Here is an 18,047-nt window from a genome sequence, read left to right as displayed (position 1 = left end):
ACTATCAAAAATAAAGAAAATGATAGAAAATAATAGTTATTTATAGTAGGTGTAAATTTGTCCAATCATCAAAAGATTACTGATTCACCCATAGACTTTGCAGAACAAGTCATTGATGATGTAAAAAATTCAAAGGAAGATGGGGTTTTGAAATGTGTGCAATGTGGAATGTGCACTTCAACCTGTCCTGCAGCACGCCATAGCGAATATAATCCTCGAGACATTATGGAAAGAGTCTTGGAAGGAGACTTGACAATCCTGGAAGAGGATTGGATATGGAACTGTTTCTACTGCTATACATGCCATAGCGTATGCCCTGTTGGAAACAGCGTATGTGAAGTAAATCAAATATTAAAGCAATTTGCAATAAAGAATGAAATGGCTTATGACAAGCTTTACGAATATATGGGATTTGCAGATTCCTATTTTACAGCAGCAATCGGAGCAATTCCAGAAATATTCTTTGAAGACATAGATCGTGATGTTCCAGGATGGTGGGATTTTAGACAGCACTTGGATGAAATCAGAAATGAACTGGAGCTTGATCCTCCATTGATTCCTCCAAAAGAGGTTATTGATGAAGTAAGCATGATTTTGACAATAACCGGTTTTAAGGATAAGATTGAAAAGATAAGGGAAAGCCAAGAGGAAGAAATATCATTCATTCATGAAAAGAACATTCAAGTATCCAGAATCATGCAGGAGGAAGAAGAATGAAATCCATTCCAGATAAAAACATTCTGCTCTTTAGAAGCTGTCTTGTTAGCGTTGAATATCCTGGCGTTGAAGCTTCAACAAAGTTTGTATTTGATAAATTAGGCATAGACTATAAGATATCCGAAAAGCAAACCTGCTGCACTGGTCTTGGATATTATTCAGATGTCTTTGACCAAATCGACACAACAGCAATTGGAGCGCGGAATTTCAAGATAGCCAAGGAACTTGATTGCCCAAACCTTGTGATGATGTGTGCAACATGCTATGCAATAAATAAGAAATCAGTTAAATTGCTCAATAAAAAGGATGATTTGAGAGAACATATAAACAGATTATTTGATGAAAACGGCTTATCTCACTTAAAATATGAAAAGGATGATTTGAAGCCAACAGAAAACATCTTCCATGTTATAGACATTTTATATGGCAAGAAAGATGAGATGAAAAACCATATCAAATATGATTTAAGTGATTATACAATAGCAACCCATCATGGATGCCATTACTGCAAGGTCCACTATGAGGATACAATCGGCGGTGTAAGGGATCCTAACATCATGGATGAAATAATAGAAGAGTGCGGATGCAAAACAATCGGATGGTATGACCACAAGCGTGCAACCTGTGGTACAGGATTTAGACAAAGATATTCCAATCCAGAATTGTCATTTACAGCCACTGCAGATAAGATGAATGCAATTGAAGATGAGGATGTGGACATTCTAGTCCATTTATGTCCAAATTGCCATATTCAATTTGACAGATATCAGGACTTGATATCCAAGCGTGAAGGCAGAAAGTTCAAGGCGATTCATTTGAATATAGCCCAGTTCATTGCACTTGCAATGGGAGGGGATTTCGATAAGGTAATAGGAGCAAAAGCCCATACAGTTCCAATTGATTCAATTATTACAGAGTTGAAGGAGGTTTCTAAATGATGGAAGAATTGAAAGTTGGCGTATTCTTATGTGAATGCGGAGGAAATATAGCGGATATTGTAGATTTGGATAAGGTTCGAAGCGAGCTTGATGTTGAATTCATTGGCCAGTTTGAGAACTTATGTTCTCTCAATGGACGAAAACTGATTAGAGATGCAATATTTGAGCATGACCTTGACCGTGTTGTGATTGCAGCATGCTCTCCAATAAGCCATGAAAAAACATTTCAGGATTATGTGAAACCTCTAAACCCTTACTTAATGGACATGGCAAACATCCGTGAACAGTGCTCTTGGGTACACTCAGATAAGGAAAAAGCAACCCAAAAGGCCCTCACTCTCATCAACGCATCAATCGAAAAGCTGAAGCAATCAGAAGCTGTTGACCCTATTTACTGCCAAACCCCAAATGAAGTTGCAATAATCGGTGGGGGAATAGCTGGAATGAATGCAGCATTATCCCTTGCAAAGCAAGGAATCAAGGTAACAATAATAGAGCAGTCCCCCTCAATCGGAGGCCATATGGCAAAGATCGGTAAGGTCTTCTCACCAGTCAAGATTGCAGAAGAATGCGGCATGTGCCTTTTAAACCCAATATTGAATGAGCTTGTATGGCATGACAATATTGAAATAATGACCAATGCAAGAGTGATTGAAGCTGAAAGAAGAGCAGGAACCTATAATTTAATCATTGAACAATGTCCAAGATACGTTGACATTGAAAAATGCATTGCATGCGGCAAATGCAGTGAAGCCTGTGAAGTTGAAGTTCCAAATGACTGGAACGATAACCTCTCCATGAGAAAGGCAATTTACAGGCCATTCGGACAATCCTACCCAGAAGCCTATGTAATTGATATGGACAACTGTGAAAAATGTGGAAAATGTGTCAAGGCATGCAATATGAAGGCAATAAAGCTTAGGGGAAAAAGTGAAAGAAGCCTTCTCCAAGTGGGTTCAATCATCGTTGCAACAGGTCATAAGCTCTTTGACATGTCAAAAAGACCGGAATATGGGTACGACCGTTATGATGATGTTATAACCCAGTCTGAATTAGGACGTATCACTGGAGTGAACGGGCCTACAAAGGGCAAGCTACTAAAAGCCAATGGAGAAGTTCCTAAACGTGTAGTGATGATCCAATGTGTTGGTTCAAGGGATGAAAAGCCTGATGGACACAAATACTGCTCAAAGATTTGCTGTACAGTAGCCCTTAAGAATGCAAACATCATCAAGCATAAATACCCTGACACTGATGTATTAATATGTTATACTGATGTCAGAACCCCTGGAATGTTTGAAAAGTACTACAAGCACACTCAGGAAAATCAAGTTCGCTTCCTGAGAGGTCGACCTGGAGAAGTAGTCAAGAAAGGAGATAACTTCATAGTAAGAACAGAGGATACCTTGAAAGGAGAATTCATTGAAATTGAAGCAGACATGGTTGTTCTTTCAACAGCAATGGAGCCATCCGACGGCACTCGTGAAATCGCTGAAATCTTAAATATAGGAACAACAGAAGACGGTTTCATCAAGGAATCACATCCAAAAATCAAGCCTGTGGCTACTGATGTTCAGGGAATATTCGTATGTGGAACAGCACACGATCCAAAAGACATCACCGATTCAATCATGCAGGCAACAGCAGCAGCTGCAAAAGTTGCTGAATACAACTATGGAAAGGTTGAAATCGAGCCATTCATTGCAGAAATAGATAACGAAAGCTGCATACTTTGTGGAGAATGCATCTCAAGATGCAAATACAAATCAATGAGCATACAGCAGGATGAAATCTATATAGATCCAATGAGCTGTACAGGATGTGGTAAATGTCTTACCGGATGTAATCAAAGGGCAATTACAGTAAACGGTAACATTGATGAGAAAATCACATCCACAATCAAAGGAGTATTGTCTAAAAAGCAAGAAGGCCAACGCATGATTTTGGTATTCTTGGATAACATTGGATACACTGCTGCAGACAATATTGGAGTAAATAGACTGTCTTATCCCGAATCAATACACATCATTAAGGTTATTTCAGTAAATAGAGTTCGTCCAAGACATATCAGATATGCACTGGACCATGGTGCTGATGGAGTCTTCATTGGTGAATTCCCTGGAGACCTGATGTATGATGAGGTTGAGCGAAAAATCCAAAGAGTGAAAGATAGAATCCTTGAAATGGATGAAGATCCTGAAAGATTGATGTTTTCAAAAGTGTATATCCCATACTTTTCAGGACTTGCTCGTAAATTCATAGATTTTGATAAAAAAATTGCACAGTTGGATGAAGGGAAATAAGAATCTTTTGATTATAAAAGATTAAATAATCCCAATATTATTTTTTTATTTGAAACTGTGCTTTTAATTATTTTTTTAAAGAAAAAGGAGTGCAAAAATCTCTTTTTTCTTATTTATCTTATTTTTTCAATTATTCATATTTCAAATTATCTAATTTGTCTAATAATTTAATTTTTCTGCAATAATTAATTTTTCAAATTATTTAATTTGTCTAATTACTTAATTTTTCTGCAATAATTATTTTTTCTAATTTTCATTAAATAATGCCATAAATCTATCTCTAATTGTAACTGGGTCCAAATCGATTATTGGAGCTTTAGAATTGCCTGCTTCAGTTTCATAGACTACAAAACCAGCATCATCACTTTTAATTAATTCCTTCAAATTGATGTCCTCAAAGTGATAACTGTTTTTAAATCCAACCCCTTTAGCAATATCAACCAAATCGACCTTTTGAGCATAAGTGTCCTGATTTCCAGTTGAACCATATGCTCCATTGTCTATTACAATCCAAGTAAAGTTAGAAGGATTATTTGCAAATACTGTAACAAGAGAACCCATATTCATTAAGAGTGAACCGTCTCCATCAATTACAACTATATCCCTTTCAGGTTGTGCCAGCGCCAAACCAAGGCCGATTGATGATGCAAGACCCATTGATCCAATCATATAAAAGTTTTCTTCCCTATCTTCAATATCATACAATTCCCTTGATGGAAATCCTATATTACAGATGATAAGCTCATCATCAATGCATTTCATTATATCTTCAATAGCTTCTCTTCTTGCCATATTATCACCAATATTTAATCTCCAATAAAACACTCACTGGCTTTCCTTCTTGAAGAGACAAATCCCATGCCTCTTTTATATTTTCATAGGCTTCCTCCGGTTTTTCCGGCTTGAAATATTTAAAGTCCATTGCCTCTAAAATCCTTGGAGTGGACTCTCCCATAGGAACCTGTCCGCAAATGCCTTCCCCTTCAGTTCCCCTATGGCTCATTATCATAAGCAAAGGCATTTCATACAATTGAGTAAGTGATTTCAATGCATTTATTGAGTTTCCAAGTCCTGAATTCTGCATCAATATTGCCACTTTCTTTCCTCCAAGATACGCTCCAGCACATAATCCTATTCCCTCTTCCTCTCGTGTAACAGGAACATGTATGATTTCATCATCTTCATCAATCATATCCAATATCTTTGATAGATTTACACATGGAACGCTTACGATAAAATCGATTCCAACACATTTAAGCCCATCATAAACGGCTTTGCTACTGTCCATAATATCACATCATTATTTTAATATTTTTTCTTAAATATTTGCGTTACAAATAATTTTAATTTTTATTATATTTTCCTAATTTATTTTTGATTACACTTATGTTTAACTTTTATTATATAAATCTTTTTAAATTTAAAAAAAACACGACTTATATTCATTTGAAAAATGGAAATCTGGCCATTTCAGTTATTTTTAAATAATCGTATCAATAAAAATGAAAGTGATGACAAAGAAAATCAAATCCGAATTTTATGATTACAATCGTTTGGGAGACCTGCTTTTTATTTTTCATAAAAATCATAAGACCTATCTGAACAATGCCTTGGCACAATATGACTTGAATTTGATTCAGGTATTATGTATGCTTAGAGTGTACAATGAAGAAAATTTGAATCAAAAGGACTTGTCTGATAGCCTTTACATTACAAAAGGAGCCATTACCAAGGCAATCAAGAAATTAGAATCAAACGGAATCATCATTAGGGAGCAATCATCAACAGACAAAAGACACAACATCCTGCGATTATCCGAAAAAGGCAAGAATCTGATTCCAATCCTAGAGGAAATAAACAATGAATGGGAAAAGAAAATGGGACTGGATAAGCTGGATGATGATTTTTTTAAAACATTCATTGATTTAGCATTCAAATCCGCTGAATTGAATGAATGGGAATAAATTTGCTATTTTGGAGAGCTTAGATTAATGATGATCTTAATAATATCTCCCTTTTTTTAAAATCAATGCAAAAAACATATGAAAATATCCTTTTTTAAATCATCCAGAATCATTTATAAAATTTTAAATACTTTAATTTTTAAAATAGTATACAAGTAAACTATATTTGTTTTTTTAATTTTTTATTCCATATAGTTTATAAATTTACATGGTGATAAAAATGGAAATTAAAAAAGTTGTAGTGGCTGGTGGAGGAGTACTCGGTAGTCAAATCGCTTATCAATCCGCTTTCTGCGGTTTTGATGTAACCGTATGGCTTAGAAGCGAAGGCTCAATCGAAAGGGCCAAACCTAAGTTTGAAAGATTGCTGAACATCTATTTGGCAACAATGGAACAAATGAAAACTGACAAATCCGCTTACTGCAGAGGATTCAGCAAAACTCCAGACCTAAGTGATGAAGAAATCGATGCATTGAAAGAGCAAGCTCAAAAGGCATTCGACAGCTTGACACTTACAACAAGCTATGAAGAGGCAGCAGAAGATGCAGACCTTGTAATTGAAGCAATTGCAGAAGACCCTAATCAAAAGATTACATTCTATGAGGAATTGGCAAAATACTTGCCTGAAAAGACAATTGTTGTAACCAATTCATCCACATTGCTTCCAAGCCAGTTTGCAGAACACACAGGACGCCCTGAAAAGTATCTCGCTTTCCACTTTGCAAACAATATCTGGGCTCAAAACACTGCTGAAGTAATGCCACACCCTGGAACCGATCCACAATACTTCGATGCAATCGTTCAATTTGCAGAAGACATCAACATGGTTCCAATCAAAGTATTGAAGGAACAACCTGGATACGTGCTCAATTCCCTGCTTGTACCTTTCCTTTCTGCAGGACAGGCATTATGGGCAGAGGAAGTGGCAGACCCTGAAACAATCGACTTGACATGGAGGCTTGCTACAGGAGCTCCTAACGGACCGTTCCAAATCTTAGACGTTGTAGGACTTGTAACTGCATATAACATTGTCATTATGGACCCTAGGTCCCAAGACCCTAACACAACTCAAGGCAAAATAGCTCTCAAGCTTAAGGAAAAAATAGATGCTGGTGAAACCGGTATCAATGCAGGAAAAGGATTCTACGAATACTAAATAACTGATTTTATTATTTTTAAACAATATTTAAATAAATGATGAAAATCATTTATTTTCTTTTCTTTTTTTACATTTTTATAATGATTTTAAAATATTTTTATAATAATTGAACTTAACCTAATTATTAGACTGTCCTAAAATTCTTAATTTAAATATCAATATTGATTTTTTTAATTTAATAATTTGACAAAATTAAAATAAAAATAAAAAATATTAAAAAATATTCATATAAAATAAAATTTAACTAAATATTAACCAGTATAAATGATAAAATATTAAATAAAATAAAAAGATTTATAAACATTTTATTATATAAATAATAACAACGATATATTGTACAATATATTACCCTAAGACTTTATACAAAATTTATAAAAAAATTAAATAATTCAGGAGATAAAAAATGATCGTAAGTGTAATTGGTGGAACTGGTCCACAAGGTTTAGGAATTGCTCTCAGATTAGCAATTGAAGGTGTAGAAGTTATTGTTGGTTCCCGTAAAGAGGAAAAAGCATTAGACGTTGTTGCAGAAGCTAAAGAAAAATATGCAGACTATGACTTAAACATAAAAGGTTTAGCTAACGAAGATGCAGCAAAAGAAGGTGACATCTTAATCCTCACTGTACCTCTCGCAGCACAAAAACCTACTGTAGAAGGAATCAAGGAATTCTGTACTGACAAGATTGTTTTAGATGCAACCGTACCTTTAGAAACTGCAATCGGCGGAAAACCATTCAGATTCATTGACTTAATGGAAGGATCCGCAGCAGAAAGAACTGCATCAATCCTTGACGGAACCGGTGCAAAAGTTATCTGTGCATTCTGTAACATCAGTAACTCCCACTTATCCAACATTCCAGAAGACATCGACTGTGACTGTTTAATTGCTGGTGACGACAAAGAAGCAAAAGAAATTGCAGCAGAACTCATCAACAAAATCCCTGGTGTAAGAACCATCGATACTGGAATATTGGAAAAATCCAGAATCATCGAAAAGATTACCCCATTGTTAATCGGATTAAACATCAAATACAAATCCCATTACGGTGGACTCAGAATCACTGGAATTCCAAAATTAGATGAATAATTCCATTGAATAAAAACTCAACATTAATTACCCTATTTTTATAGGATAATTACTCTTTTTCTTTTTTTAAACCCTTAATATCATTAACAAAACATTTAAATACTTTTTTTACAAACTTTTTAATACAGAATTTAAGGAGATTAATTATGAGCTTTATTGTAGTTATGGCAGAACTTATACCAAAAGAAGGAGCAGAAGAGAAATTGATTCCTCTAGCAGAGGCATTGGTCGAAGCAACCCTTAAAGAGGAAGGAAACATTGGTTATAAATGCTTAAGATCAATTACAGATGGAACTTTTACTTTCGTTGAAGAGTGGGAAAGCGTAGAAGCATTAAGTGACCATTTGAATTCAACTCATTTCAAATTATTCTCAAAGGAATCTGCTGATTTAGCTGAGGATATGGAAATTAAAGTGCTTAGCGCTGAAGAAGTAAATTTATATGAATAAATAACATTTATAGATAAGTTCATTACTTATCTAAATCTTTTTTTTAAGACTTTTCCTAAAACATTTTCTAAAACTTTTTTAAAAAAAATATATTTTCATTATCTTAAAATTATTAAGAAAAATTTTATTAAACTCTTTTTTTAAATTAATATTATGAATATGATAAAAAATCTGCCTTTAGCAATCACTGGTCTAATTTTAGCAATTCTATCATTAGGTAAGATTTTTACCGATTATAGCAGCATATTTTTTATAATCGGATCAATCATCATATTTTTAGTTCTGTTAAAACTTGTCTTTCACTTTGACATTTTCATAAATGAACTGAATACACTGATTACACTAAGTACATTCGGTACATTTTCAATGGCTCTAATGCTATTCAGCACATATCTTAAGCCATTGCTCATGCCATTGTCTCAAAGCATTGCTTTTGGAATATGGATTTTAGGAATAATAATCCATTTATCAATAATTCTAATCTTTACTAAAAAGTATGTTATTGATAAATTTGATATTGAAACCGTATTCGCTACCTGGTGGATTGTTTACATTGGAATTACAATGGCTTCAATTACAGCTCCAGCATATGACTTGCAAGAATATGGGTTTATCTTCTTTGGAATAGGTTTCATACTTATGATGCCAACACTCATTTTGGTCTCTTACAGATACATTAAGTTTACTGCAATAGAGGATAAAAATAAACCATTCATTTGCATTTACACTGCACTTTTCTCAATCCTTATTGTCGGATACGTGAATGCATTGAACATTAATGGAAACTTCTTAAGCTTAATCTATTCTGGCGCATGCATTTTTTATATTTTTGCAATTTATCATGCCATCAGACTATTGGTTTTAGAAAAATTGCAATTCATGCCAAGCTTTTCAGCATTTACATTTCCATTTGTAATAAGTGCAATAGCTACTGGTGAATCCTATAAATTCTTTGGATTTAGTATTTTAAACTATTTATTCTATATACAAGCAGCCATAGCATTGATTTTAGTAATATTCGTTTCATACAAATACTTGAAATTCCTAATGGAAAAATAAAGGATTCCTTATGAATCCTATTAAAAAAAGCAAAAATAATTAAAAAAATTAATTCAATTCAAACACTTTAATATCCTCATAGATTGGTCCTTGAGGGGTTAAAGTGCTCTTTTTTAAGCAGATTTTAGAAACAGTGAAATTTCCAATTTCAATATCTTCAAATTTTTCAATTGTTTGCCTTATCTCTTTTTTATTCTTAGGACTTTTCACTCTTCCGATAGTCAAATGGGAAATGAAGTTCTTTTCCTTCTTGAATCCTAATTTTTTAAATTCCTTATCAAGGTCCTTTTGAAGATTAATTATTGGAGAGCCTTCATCCAATCCCAACCATAGAACTTTAATTACATGTTTATTTGGGAAACAGCCACATTTCTTAATATTCAAATCAAAAGAGGAATAATTTTTTATGACTTTATTTACTGCATCAGCTATATCCTCAACCATATCCAAATCAATGTTTCCAAAGAACTTTAAGGTAAAATGCATGTTCTTTGATGGAACATATTTTATATTGGCATTTGTCTTCTTAAATTCCTTTTGAACATCTAGAATCTTAGGCACCAATTCTTGATCAAGTTCAATGGCTAAAAAGCTTCTGATGGTTTCAGATTTACTTGTTTTCATATGAACACCCTAAATTATCTTTTAATATACTGTCCAGGATTCAAAAAGTCATCTAAAGAGTTTAAATAATCTCTTGCTAATTCTTCACTATTTTGATTGGAAGTGTCATAATTGAATTGATTGTCCAAACCATTTAGGAATTCATCTATTTCCATAGGTTGGCAATCATCATCGCAAATAGCTTCTTTTATGTTCTTTCCAATCTTGAATATATGGATATGATCATCATCAAGGGTCTTTTCTAAAAATTCTTTTGCAGTCTTAAACTCTCTTTCCCTTGTTAAAACCATAAATTCATCTAAAGGATATAAAGCATCCTGCCATTTCTTCTTGAAATTGTCACAAGCTTTCTTAGGCCATACTTTAGGACCTTTGTGTATGTAGTATTTTCCTTGCTTGAATACATTGAGCTCTATGGTAAAAATAACGAATCTCTCTTCATCTGTCCAATAATCATATTTAAATACAGAAAATTCTTCCATCTCTATCTTTTCACATATGGAACTGACAGTTTTGAGTAGTTGTGGATGAAGGGCATCAGCAGATATGTTTTCAGGAATTTTAAACTTTAAAATCAATGTTTTGGTTTGTCTATCCTTAAAAGATTCCATAATGATTTTAGCTATTTCTTCATTGGACTTGTCTGATAAATGCTCCTTTTCAAGAGGCTTGAAGAATTCAATTATCTTTTCTTCCCTTATCTTTTCATCCAATTCATTATCATCAACAATGGCTAAAAAGTTTCTTGAAGCAACAATGAAATCAACATACCTTTCCATTCTTAAAGCCGCCCCAACATTTCTGTTTTTATCTGTTGGGTCAATGAAAACAAGAGGATCATCTTTAAAAATAGCATTTCCTGCGGTACCGTAACCTTCCAAATCAATTTCAGTATGTTTTTTCCAGTTCTGAGCAACCCTTAAAGTTTTTTCAAAAGTGCCATACTTTAAGATAAGCAATTCACATAAATAACCTGCAAAACCACCTGTCTTGAATTCAGACCCATATGTGCCAACAGCATCCATAAACTTCTTTAGCAAAAGAACCTCATCTTCCTGCTCTTTGCTTAAATGCTTTTGGATATATCTTGTATGTAAAATTGTTCTGTCAACAGCAGAAATAATGGATTGGCCTTCTTCAATAGCATAGCAAGGAACTATATCAACTTCAAATCCATCTATGTCACATGTTAAATAAGGATGGGAAGCATAATGCTCTGATGCATTTCCATTCAATGCATCATTGGTTTTGTATGCAATATCCAATCCATTTTCCTTAAGATAATCCATATCAGTATCTATAGGAAAACTAATGAAAATGTCTATATCAGATTTACCTCTTAACCAAGTGTTTTTAGCAACAGAACCTACAGCATTTGCTTTAGCATCAATATCTTCTTTTTCGCAGAGTTCATTAATGAAATCAATTACCTTTTCAGTTGTTTCATTAACTGCTTCAATCTCCTCAGGAGTTGGTCTTAATTCATTTAAAATTGATTCATAGTTCATTGTTTAGTTCCTTTAGTTAATTGTAAAATCCGATAAAATTGTTTTATAATTATATTATTATCTTTATTAGTTTTATAATTTTATAATTTATAGAACATGAAAAAAAGAATTTCAAAAATAAGAAAAAATAATAGAAAAAAATAAGCTAAAAAAATTAGTAAAAAAATAAAAAGGAAGATTAAGCAGTTGCCTCTTCCTTATCTTTAGCGAATTCACCTAGGAAATTAACAGGTTCTCCTGCCTTTGCCCTGTCATGATACTCAGCTGTTGCAGAGAACAATGCATCCCCACTTGAGTTAAGAGCGGTTTCACAAGAGTCTTGAATTACACCAATGATGAATCCTACAGCAATAGCTTGCATGGAAATGTCTGCAGGTATTCCAAACAATGAACAAGCCATTGGAATAAGCAATAAGGAACCTCCAGCAACACCAGAAGATCCTGCTGCAGCCAATGTGGATATAATACATAAAACAATTGTTGTAGGCAAGTCTACAGTAATTCCTAAAGTATGACATACAGCTAAAGTCATGATTGTGATTGTAATAGCTGCCCCTTCCATGTTGATTGTAGCTCCAAGTGGAATACTGATTGAATAGAAGTCCTTGTCAAGCCCTAATCTTTCACAAAGTCTCATATTCACTGGAATGTTCGCTGCTGAACTTCTTGTAAAGAACGCAGTGATACCACTTTCCTTAAGGCAAGTGATAACAAGAGGATAAGGATTACGTCTCAAAGCGAATGCTGCAATCAATGGATCTGTAATCAATGCAACTGTTGCAATACAAGCAACAAGGAGTAAGATCAATTGTCCGTATTGAATGAAAATGCTTAAACCGCTTTCCGCCACTGCACTGAATACAAGTGACATAATACCGATAGGAGCAAACTGAATGATTCCTTTTACAATCAAGCTTGTAGCGTTTGCACAGTCTTCAAATACATTCTTTGTAGTTGGACTTCCAACTTGCTTCAAGCAGATACCGAATACAATTGCCCAAAATAAGATTCCAAGATAATCCCCTTGAGAGAGTGACTGCAAGGGGTTAGTGAAAATATTCAATAGCATATTGCTTATGACTTCACCTAAATCTCCAGGAGCAGTTACTTCACCTGCTTGTGTAAGATGCATTGACACAGGGAATAGGAAACTGCCGGTAACTGCAACCATAGCAGATAGGAATGTTGAGAATATATACAAGACAATTACAGTTTTGAATCTGCTTCTTATACCTTCTCCAGCTTTAGCTAAAGCAGAAGCAACCAATACAAAAACAAGCAATGGAGCAATAGCTTTAAGAGCGCTTACAAACAATTGACCTAAAAGCCCAATCATTTCATATTGCGGAACAGCAAGGCCTAAAATTGCCCCAATGATTAATCCAATAAGTATTTTTAATATTAGGCTGGATTCAACCCATTTTTCAACATATTTATTCATAAAATTCCTCTAAAAATCAATAAGATATTAAAATTATTTAAGTTTAAATACATAACTTAGTTAATAATTTAATACATAATTATAGTATTTTATTATGTAAATACTTATTGAAAAATATTTTGAAAAATAGAAAATTTAATTAAAAATGAGGTAAAAAAAGAAAAAAGAAGAGATGGAAAGTTAAAAATTTAATTTAGGAATCGTCTACGAAATCCCTAAAGCTTCCGTATCTTCTGCCGGTCTTTCTTCTAATGGTTCTTGATTTGCCACCACTGAAATAATTTAAATGAACCAAAGTGCATCCATCAAATAAGGCAGCACCAAATCCACAATCATTTGCAAAATGAAGATGCCTTCCAATTCTTTCCCTTCTGGATGGTCTGAATTCACTGCAGGAAATTTCTCTTAGGAATCCATAAAAGTTTTCACAACCACAACTTGACCTGTAGTCAACTATCGCTTCCATGATATAGCTTCTGAAGATCTTTTCATGGTAATCATGATAGATTGAAGGGTTAGCGAATAACTCTAAGCCTTTAATTTCTCCATTGATAATGAATATGGCACCGCGTTGGCCATATTCCACATGGAAATGTTTCAAATACTCATCAAGTTTAGACCTAAGGTTTATGAAATTGTCATGCAAAGCGCTTGTTCTGGATTTAAAAGATGTTTTCCTCTCAAGGTCATGTATGGAGTTCCAAACGGTAGATTGGCAAGAATCATTTTCAAATAGATCCTCCGCCTTGTTTCTTCTTGTAGAAAAGTCTGCTGCAATATCAGAATAGTCAAAATGAGTCCTATAACCAGTTCTATCATAATGCCATCTTCCCTGTTCAGTACAGCTTACAGAGACCTCCATAGTTGTTAATGGTGGAACTATGAGGGACCTGTTCATAATACGTTTTTGCTTAGCTCCTACAATCTCATCTCCATCAATCAAGACTAATGGCACATTAGCTTTGTTTCTAGGTAAAACAGTTCCTACAGTGGACACTTCACATTCACTTATTTCAACGAAACCTGCACTTATTCCTCTTTTCAAGGTCAAATAGTCCTTATGACCATTACGGTTTAAACTTACTGGAATTACCTACATATTCCTATACCTTTGAGCATTCAATAGCTCTAAAGATACCATAATACCATCAATTACAATATTCATCACATATCATCCCGATTGTTTTTATAATTAAATAAATGAAAAAAGATTGATGATTCTGTTTTATTATAAGAGTAAAGGAATTGAGATTAAAAGTCATCTTCTTCCAATTCTTTAATCCTATAGCTGGTTATATCATAAAAGGGAATCCTTGCAACAAGATCATTGTCATCATATAGGAAAACCAAGGTTTCTCCATTGAACTCTTCCAAACCTATTTTGGAAACCGGCTGGAAATTGATGCCATTCACTTCTACACAGCTCCCTTGCCTGATGCATTCCTTCTTGACTTCATCTGCAAAGTTTCCGGATACGATTCCATCCAAATAGTCAGCAATATCATTAAAGCATACAATTGAAGGGTTTTCCTCACCATATTCCTTTGCATATTCCTCGCTGTCATCCAAGTAGAATCTGGATAATTTTGCATACTTGGAAATTAGATATTGGCAGAAGTCATCCTCAAATGTAAGCTCTTCCAATTTTGCAAATTCATCAAAGCATTTATCCCCTTTAAGATATTCCTCTTTAACTTCCAAAACCTTATCCTTAATGGCTAAGGCTTCCTTTCTGTTAGTTATTTTACTCAGAGATCTCACCTCGAATATTAAAAAAAATAATAATGGAAAGATTTAATCTAATCTTTCTTTCCAATCTTCGTTGTTATCTTTCAAGTCTCTTTTTCTATAATACCTGTCGGTAATCATATTGCATGCATCATACATTTCCTTGTGTCCTTCAGCAGTTTTATTGTAATTTGCAACACGGCTTTTACGGATTCCAATACGTGATGCCTCAGCCTATGAATCTATATCCGCACCGATAAATACGAATTCCCATCCGCTTTTTTCAATAATTCTCCTGATTTGGTCCCTATTGAACTCTCTGGAAGAGTTTTCATATCCATCAGAAGTGATGATGCACATAGCAGAACCTACTCTGTTTTTATAGGAGTTTACAGTTTTTCCAATTGAATCGAGCAAAGCGGTACATCCTCTAACGTTGTACTCCTTTTCAGTAAGTGGTTTCACTTCAGAGATAGGTTTTCTGGAGTACAAGACCTGATACTCATCATCAAAGAGAATGGTGGTTACACGAATGTTTTGGTTTTTCACTGCTTGCTTTTCAATGAAAGCATTGAATCCATTAATGGTGTCCCTTTCACTGCCCCCCATAGATCCGCTTCTGTCTAAAATAAAGAATAAATCCATTTCCTCTTCAATTCCAATATTTGCAAGTTTTTCATCATTGTAGTCATTTACAACAGTTTTGTTTTCATTTTCCATATCATTTCCCCCTTTTACATTGTTTTGATTTTTGTTTAATTTTTCAGTACCGGAAATTTTGTCATGATCCTGAATCTTGATTTTTATACTTTCATTATCCATAAAATACCCCCTTTAGTTTAGATTATAAAAGTAAATGAATTTTATATTATCAACATCCACTCCCCCTTTGTAAGTTTATCTAACAGCTAAGGTGATAAATGGTGCATTAATAAATTACAGTGAATGTTGAAAAATGATTTGCAAACTAGATATCAACCCCCATATTTTGAAGTCATTTTTCTTCGACAATTATAGTATGAACTTCATAGCATATAAATGTGTCCTTTTTTTTAAGAACAAATGAATAAAAACTAATGACATGATAAAAATTATCATTAATTAGTTAGTTCAGACATTAAATAGGATATTAAAAAAAATAACTAAAAAAGAATGAATTTTAAAATAAGTAATGATTTTGCTTTTCAATTACATTTCACCAACAATATTTTATTTTCTGTTACTTATAAAGGTTTGTAATTACTTTATTTAAAAAATGAAGAAAAAATTAAATATCAAAGTTTTAAAGTTATTATTTAGAAAATATTAAAGAATGAAAAATTAAAAATTAAAAAAAATTTAAAAAAAAGAAAAGAAAAAGTAAAAAATTAAAAACTTAATTATCCTACATTATCGATTTTGATTGGACCATCGTTTTCTGTGTAGTAAAGCACATAGGTTCCAGGTTCCATTCCTTTATACTGACCAGTTTCATTTGCTGTAACAGTGAAAGTTTGCTTTTTCAACAGATCCCCTTCATCGACATCAGAGCGTGCATTTGTATTGTTTGCATCTACAACAGCAGATTCATTAGCTGCAATTTCTGAACCGTTAACTGCATCATCTGTAATGTTGACCGTTAAGTTTTCAGTTAGATTTTCAGTAATGTTTTCAGTTGCATTGTCTGTTAAGTTCAAATCAAGTATGTCATTGTGAGGAACAAAATTCAATGCAACAAAACCAACCACTATAAGAGCAATCAATGCAATAATAAAACCTATTATAAGCTTCTTATTCAACATATTGAACCTCCTTAATGAAATTAATAAATTAAATAAATTAATTCTTAATAATATATTTGTTTAGGATTGATTTAAAAATATCTATTTTTTTATTAAAAAAATATCTATTTTTTAGTAAAAAAAGTAAAATTTCAATAGAAATTTAAACATCTATTTTTCTGCAATGGATTCATCCTTTCTTTCATATACAAACTTGGGAACAGCAGACTTGAATGGATCAAATGTTTCAGGATTCTTTACCTCTACGCATTTCATGCTCACTTTAGAGTGGAGGGAACTTGGAAGTCTTAAGATCCTCTTTAAGTCTATGGTTACCTTTGCATCGATTGTCGCAAGGTTTACCCTTGCCATTGCATTTACCATATCCTTATACCTTCTTGGACCAATCGCTTGCTTGAATGAACCCCAATCATCCTCATAAAGGCAATCCCTATTTTTTACCATGTCCTTCAACAATCTATTGTTGATTCCATCAAGCTTTTCATCTCCCTTCAAGTGAAGAATGTTGTATTTCACTTTTTCAGTGAAAATAGCGGGATAAGCTATTGGGATTGAGAAATGCTCAAAATTATAAGGTTTTCCACTTGGATTCGGATACTGTGATTTTGGAACTTCAGCGCCAGCAACATATTTCAAAACCTCTCCTCTCAAGTCACTGTCCGCTTCCATCATTACAGGGTCTAGTATCCTTATGTGGAATCCTCTTCCAGAATAAATCAAATGAATGTTCTTAATGCCTAAATCACCCTTTAAAGTGTCTAGCATAATGTTTACTCTCTCAAGAGCTTCACCTAAGCAAATCTCACATACTCCATCGCAACTGCATGAACGGATAGGCAAATCCTTTGCATCTATGTCAAAAATGTACTCTGCCTTTTCCCATCCTCCACGATTTATTGGATTTGCATAAAATGCTACAGAAATGTATGCTGCAAAAGGGGCTTTGGTTCTTAAAAATCGTTTTAAAGGCCTTGTGCCGAAAAATACCTTATACCTGTCATTAGGACCATGCCCTAAATGGTCAAAACCGAATTCCCTTTTAGTGATTCCCTCTGCGATAAAGTCAGGGATGTCCTTTTCAGACCATTCCTCCCTGTAGTATCTCCTTCTTTCCTGAATACTTGAAGTGCCAAACATAAAATCACCAAAAGTCAAATTCGAAAAATAAATTCAATTTTAAAAAATATTTAAATAAAGTTTTTAATTGATTTAAATAAATATTATATATAAGTAAAAATATTTATGATTTAGGTAATACTTAAAACTTATTGTAATGAAAATAGCTGATT

Annotated in this window: 18 protein-coding genes; 8 read left to right on the top strand and 10 right to left on the bottom strand. The window is 33.5% G+C overall.

The features are described 5' to 3' along the window. Positions 1 to 57 precede the first annotated feature (57 nt). Genes hdrC through hdrA form a run of 3 tightly spaced genes read left to right on the top strand, consistent with a single transcriptional unit; the run spans position 58 to position 3,958 of the window. Positions 58 to 717 carry a ferredoxin:CoB-CoM heterodisulfide reductase subunit HdrC gene (gene hdrC, locus VW161_RS01960; RefSeq protein ID WP_304087474.1) on the top strand — a complete coding sequence of 220 codons (660 nt, stop codon included), beginning with the start codon at positions 58 to 60 and terminating at the stop codon, positions 715 to 717. Then, positions 714 to 1,655 carry a ferredoxin:CoB-CoM heterodisulfide reductase subunit HdrB gene (gene hdrB / locus VW161_RS01955; protein WP_304087472.1) on the top strand — a complete coding sequence of 314 codons (942 nt, stop codon included), beginning with the start codon at positions 714 to 716 and terminating at the stop codon, positions 1,653 to 1,655. The genes hdrC and hdrB overlap by 4 nt, the downstream gene beginning before the upstream one ends. Next, positions 1,652 to 3,958 (top strand): ferredoxin:CoB-CoM heterodisulfide reductase subunit HdrA, encoded by a 2,307-nt coding sequence (hdrA, locus tag VW161_RS01950; RefSeq protein WP_304087469.1) that lies wholly within the window; start codon positions 1,652 to 1,654, stop codon positions 3,956 to 3,958. Before hdrB ends, hdrA begins: the two co-directional genes overlap by 4 nt. Positions 3,959 to 4,204: 246 nt before the next feature. Here the strand turns inward: hdrA and comE are convergent, their stop codons facing one another. After that, positions 4,205 to 4,750 (bottom strand): sulfopyruvate decarboxylase subunit beta, encoded by a 546-nt coding sequence (comE, locus tag VW161_RS01945; RefSeq protein ID WP_304093445.1) that lies wholly within the window; start codon positions 4,748 to 4,750, stop codon positions 4,205 to 4,207. 4 nt (positions 4,751 to 4,754) lie between these two features. Next, positions 4,755 to 5,246, bottom strand: coding sequence for a sulfopyruvate decarboxylase subunit alpha (comD, locus tag VW161_RS01940; RefSeq protein ID WP_304093443.1), 492 nt, complete (start codon positions 5,244 to 5,246; stop codon positions 4,755 to 4,757). Between the two features lie 223 nt (positions 5,247 to 5,469). Here comD and VW161_RS01935 point away from each other — a divergent pair, with 223 nt between their 5' ends. The 5 genes from VW161_RS01935 to VW161_RS01915 all read left to right on the top strand — a co-directional run bounded on the left by VW161_RS01935 (position 5,470) and on the right by VW161_RS01915 (position 9,676). Further along, positions 5,470 to 5,922: a MarR family winged helix-turn-helix transcriptional regulator gene (locus VW161_RS01935; RefSeq protein WP_304093441.1), complete on the top strand. Its 453-nt coding sequence runs from the start codon at positions 5,470 to 5,472 to the stop codon at positions 5,920 to 5,922. 220 nt (positions 5,923 to 6,142) lie between these two features. Continuing rightward, a complete protein-coding gene (locus VW161_RS01930) occupies positions 6,143 to 7,078 on the top strand; it encodes a 3-hydroxyacyl-CoA dehydrogenase (RefSeq protein WP_304087461.1) in 936 nt (311 codons plus the stop codon). Positions 7,079 to 7,484: 406 nt separating this feature from the next. Beyond that, positions 7,485 to 8,168, top strand: coding sequence for an NADPH-dependent F420 reductase (gene npdG / locus VW161_RS01925; protein WP_012955793.1), 684 nt, complete (start codon positions 7,485 to 7,487; stop codon positions 8,166 to 8,168). A gap of 146 nt (positions 8,169 to 8,314) precedes the next feature. Then, the gene (locus tag VW161_RS01920) at positions 8,315 to 8,617 is read left to right on the top strand and encodes a putative quinol monooxygenase (RefSeq protein ID WP_304087457.1); all 303 of its coding nucleotides are present in this window, start codon (positions 8,315 to 8,317) and stop codon (positions 8,615 to 8,617) included. 153 nt (positions 8,618 to 8,770) lie between these two features. After that, on the top strand, positions 8,771 to 9,676 hold the full coding sequence (locus VW161_RS01915; protein ID WP_304087455.1) for a hypothetical protein: 906 nt from the start codon (positions 8,771 to 8,773) through the stop codon (positions 9,674 to 9,676). 48 nt (positions 9,677 to 9,724) lie between these two features. On the opposite strand, the gene thpR is transcribed toward VW161_RS01915, so the two are convergent. The 8 genes from thpR to priS all read right to left on the bottom strand — a co-directional run bounded on the left by thpR (position 9,725) and on the right by priS (position 17,895). Then, positions 9,725 to 10,300 carry an RNA 2',3'-cyclic phosphodiesterase gene (gene thpR / locus VW161_RS01910; RefSeq protein WP_304087453.1) on the bottom strand — a complete coding sequence of 192 codons (576 nt, stop codon included), beginning with the start codon at positions 10,298 to 10,300 and terminating at the stop codon, positions 9,725 to 9,727. A gap of 14 nt (positions 10,301 to 10,314) precedes the next feature. Then, positions 10,315 to 11,808 (bottom strand): CCA tRNA nucleotidyltransferase, encoded by a 1,494-nt coding sequence (gene cca, locus VW161_RS01905; protein WP_304087451.1) that lies wholly within the window; start codon positions 11,806 to 11,808, stop codon positions 10,315 to 10,317. 178 nt (positions 11,809 to 11,986) lie between these two features. Then, on the bottom strand, positions 11,987 to 13,249 hold the full coding sequence (gene sstT / locus VW161_RS01900) for a serine/threonine transporter SstT (protein ID WP_304087449.1): 1,263 nt from the start codon (positions 13,247 to 13,249) through the stop codon (positions 11,987 to 11,989). A gap of 193 nt (positions 13,250 to 13,442) precedes the next feature. Further along, entirely contained in the window at positions 13,443 to 14,339 is an 897-nt protein-coding gene (locus tag VW161_RS01895) for an ARPP-1 family domain-containing protein (RefSeq protein ID WP_325192672.1), read from the bottom strand. Between the two features lie 161 nt (positions 14,340 to 14,500). After that, entirely contained in the window at positions 14,501 to 15,010 is a 510-nt protein-coding gene (locus tag VW161_RS01890; RefSeq protein WP_304093431.1) for a hypothetical protein, read from the bottom strand. Positions 15,011 to 15,211: 201 nt separating this feature from the next. After that, complete coding sequence (locus VW161_RS01885; protein ID WP_304093429.1) at positions 15,212 to 15,799, bottom strand: vWA domain-containing protein; 588 nt, start codon at positions 15,797 to 15,799, stop codon at positions 15,212 to 15,214. 557 nt (positions 15,800 to 16,356) lie between these two features. Beyond that, the gene (locus VW161_RS01880; protein ID WP_304088087.1) at positions 16,357 to 16,758 is read right to left on the bottom strand and encodes a hypothetical protein; all 402 of its coding nucleotides are present in this window, start codon (positions 16,756 to 16,758) and stop codon (positions 16,357 to 16,359) included. A 150-nt stretch (positions 16,759 to 16,908) separates the two neighbouring features. Continuing rightward, positions 16,909 to 17,895, bottom strand: coding sequence for a DNA primase catalytic subunit PriS (gene priS, locus VW161_RS01875; protein ID WP_304088084.1), 987 nt, complete (start codon positions 17,893 to 17,895; stop codon positions 16,909 to 16,911). Positions 17,896 to 18,047 lie beyond the last annotated feature (152 nt).

This window comes from Methanobrevibacter ruminantium (assembly GCF_016294135.1).
GTDB classification, from domain to species: Archaea; Methanobacteriota; Methanobacteria; order Methanobacteriales; family Methanobacteriaceae; genus Methanobrevibacter; species Methanobrevibacter ruminantium_A.
This window is presented reverse-complemented; position numbering and strand designations above follow the sequence as displayed.

What these genes read in the sequence shown, in the direction of transcription:
- VW161_RS01885 (WP_304093429.1), bottom strand. Translation starts at nt 15,799, where the DNA reads ATGGATAATGAAAGTATAAAAATCAAGATTCAGGATCATGACAAAATT.
- VW161_RS01930 (WP_304087461.1), top strand. Translation starts at nt 6,143, where the DNA reads ATGGAAATTAAAAAAGTTGTAGTGGCTGGTGGAGGAGTACTCGGTAGT.
- VW161_RS01880 (WP_304088087.1), bottom strand. Translation starts at nt 16,758, where the DNA reads ATGTTGAATAAGAAGCTTATAATAGGTTTTATTATTGCATTGATTGCT.
- npdG (WP_012955793.1), top strand. Translation starts at nt 7,485, where the DNA reads ATGATCGTAAGTGTAATTGGTGGAACTGGTCCACAAGGTTTAGGAATT.
- VW161_RS01920 (WP_304087457.1), top strand. Translation starts at nt 8,315, where the DNA reads ATGAGCTTTATTGTAGTTATGGCAGAACTTATACCAAAAGAAGGAGCA.
- comD (WP_304093443.1), bottom strand. Translation starts at nt 5,246, where the DNA reads ATGGACAGTAGCAAAGCCGTTTATGATGGGCTTAAATGTGTTGGAATC.
- priS (WP_304088084.1), bottom strand. Translation starts at nt 17,895, where the DNA reads ATGTTTGGCACTTCAAGTATTCAGGAAAGAAGGAGATACTACAGGGAG.
- thpR (WP_304087453.1), bottom strand. Translation starts at nt 10,300, where the DNA reads ATGAAAACAAGTAAATCTGAAACCATCAGAAGCTTTTTAGCCATTGAA.
- sstT (WP_304087449.1), bottom strand. Translation starts at nt 13,249, where the DNA reads ATGAATAAATATGTTGAAAAATGGGTTGAATCCAGCCTAATATTAAAA.
- hdrB (WP_304087472.1), top strand. Translation starts at nt 714, where the DNA reads ATGAAATCCATTCCAGATAAAAACATTCTGCTCTTTAGAAGCTGTCTT.
- comE (WP_304093445.1), bottom strand. Translation starts at nt 4,750, where the DNA reads ATGGCAAGAAGAGAAGCTATTGAAGATATAATGAAATGCATTGATGAT.
- VW161_RS01915 (WP_304087455.1), top strand. Translation starts at nt 8,771, where the DNA reads ATGAATATGATAAAAAATCTGCCTTTAGCAATCACTGGTCTAATTTTA.
- VW161_RS01935 (WP_304093441.1), top strand. Translation starts at nt 5,470, where the DNA reads ATGACAAAGAAAATCAAATCCGAATTTTATGATTACAATCGTTTGGGA.
- cca (WP_304087451.1), bottom strand. Translation starts at nt 11,808, where the DNA reads ATGAACTATGAATCAATTTTAAATGAATTAAGACCAACTCCTGAGGAG.
- hdrA (WP_304087469.1), top strand. Translation starts at nt 1,652, where the DNA reads ATGATGGAAGAATTGAAAGTTGGCGTATTCTTATGTGAATGCGGAGGA.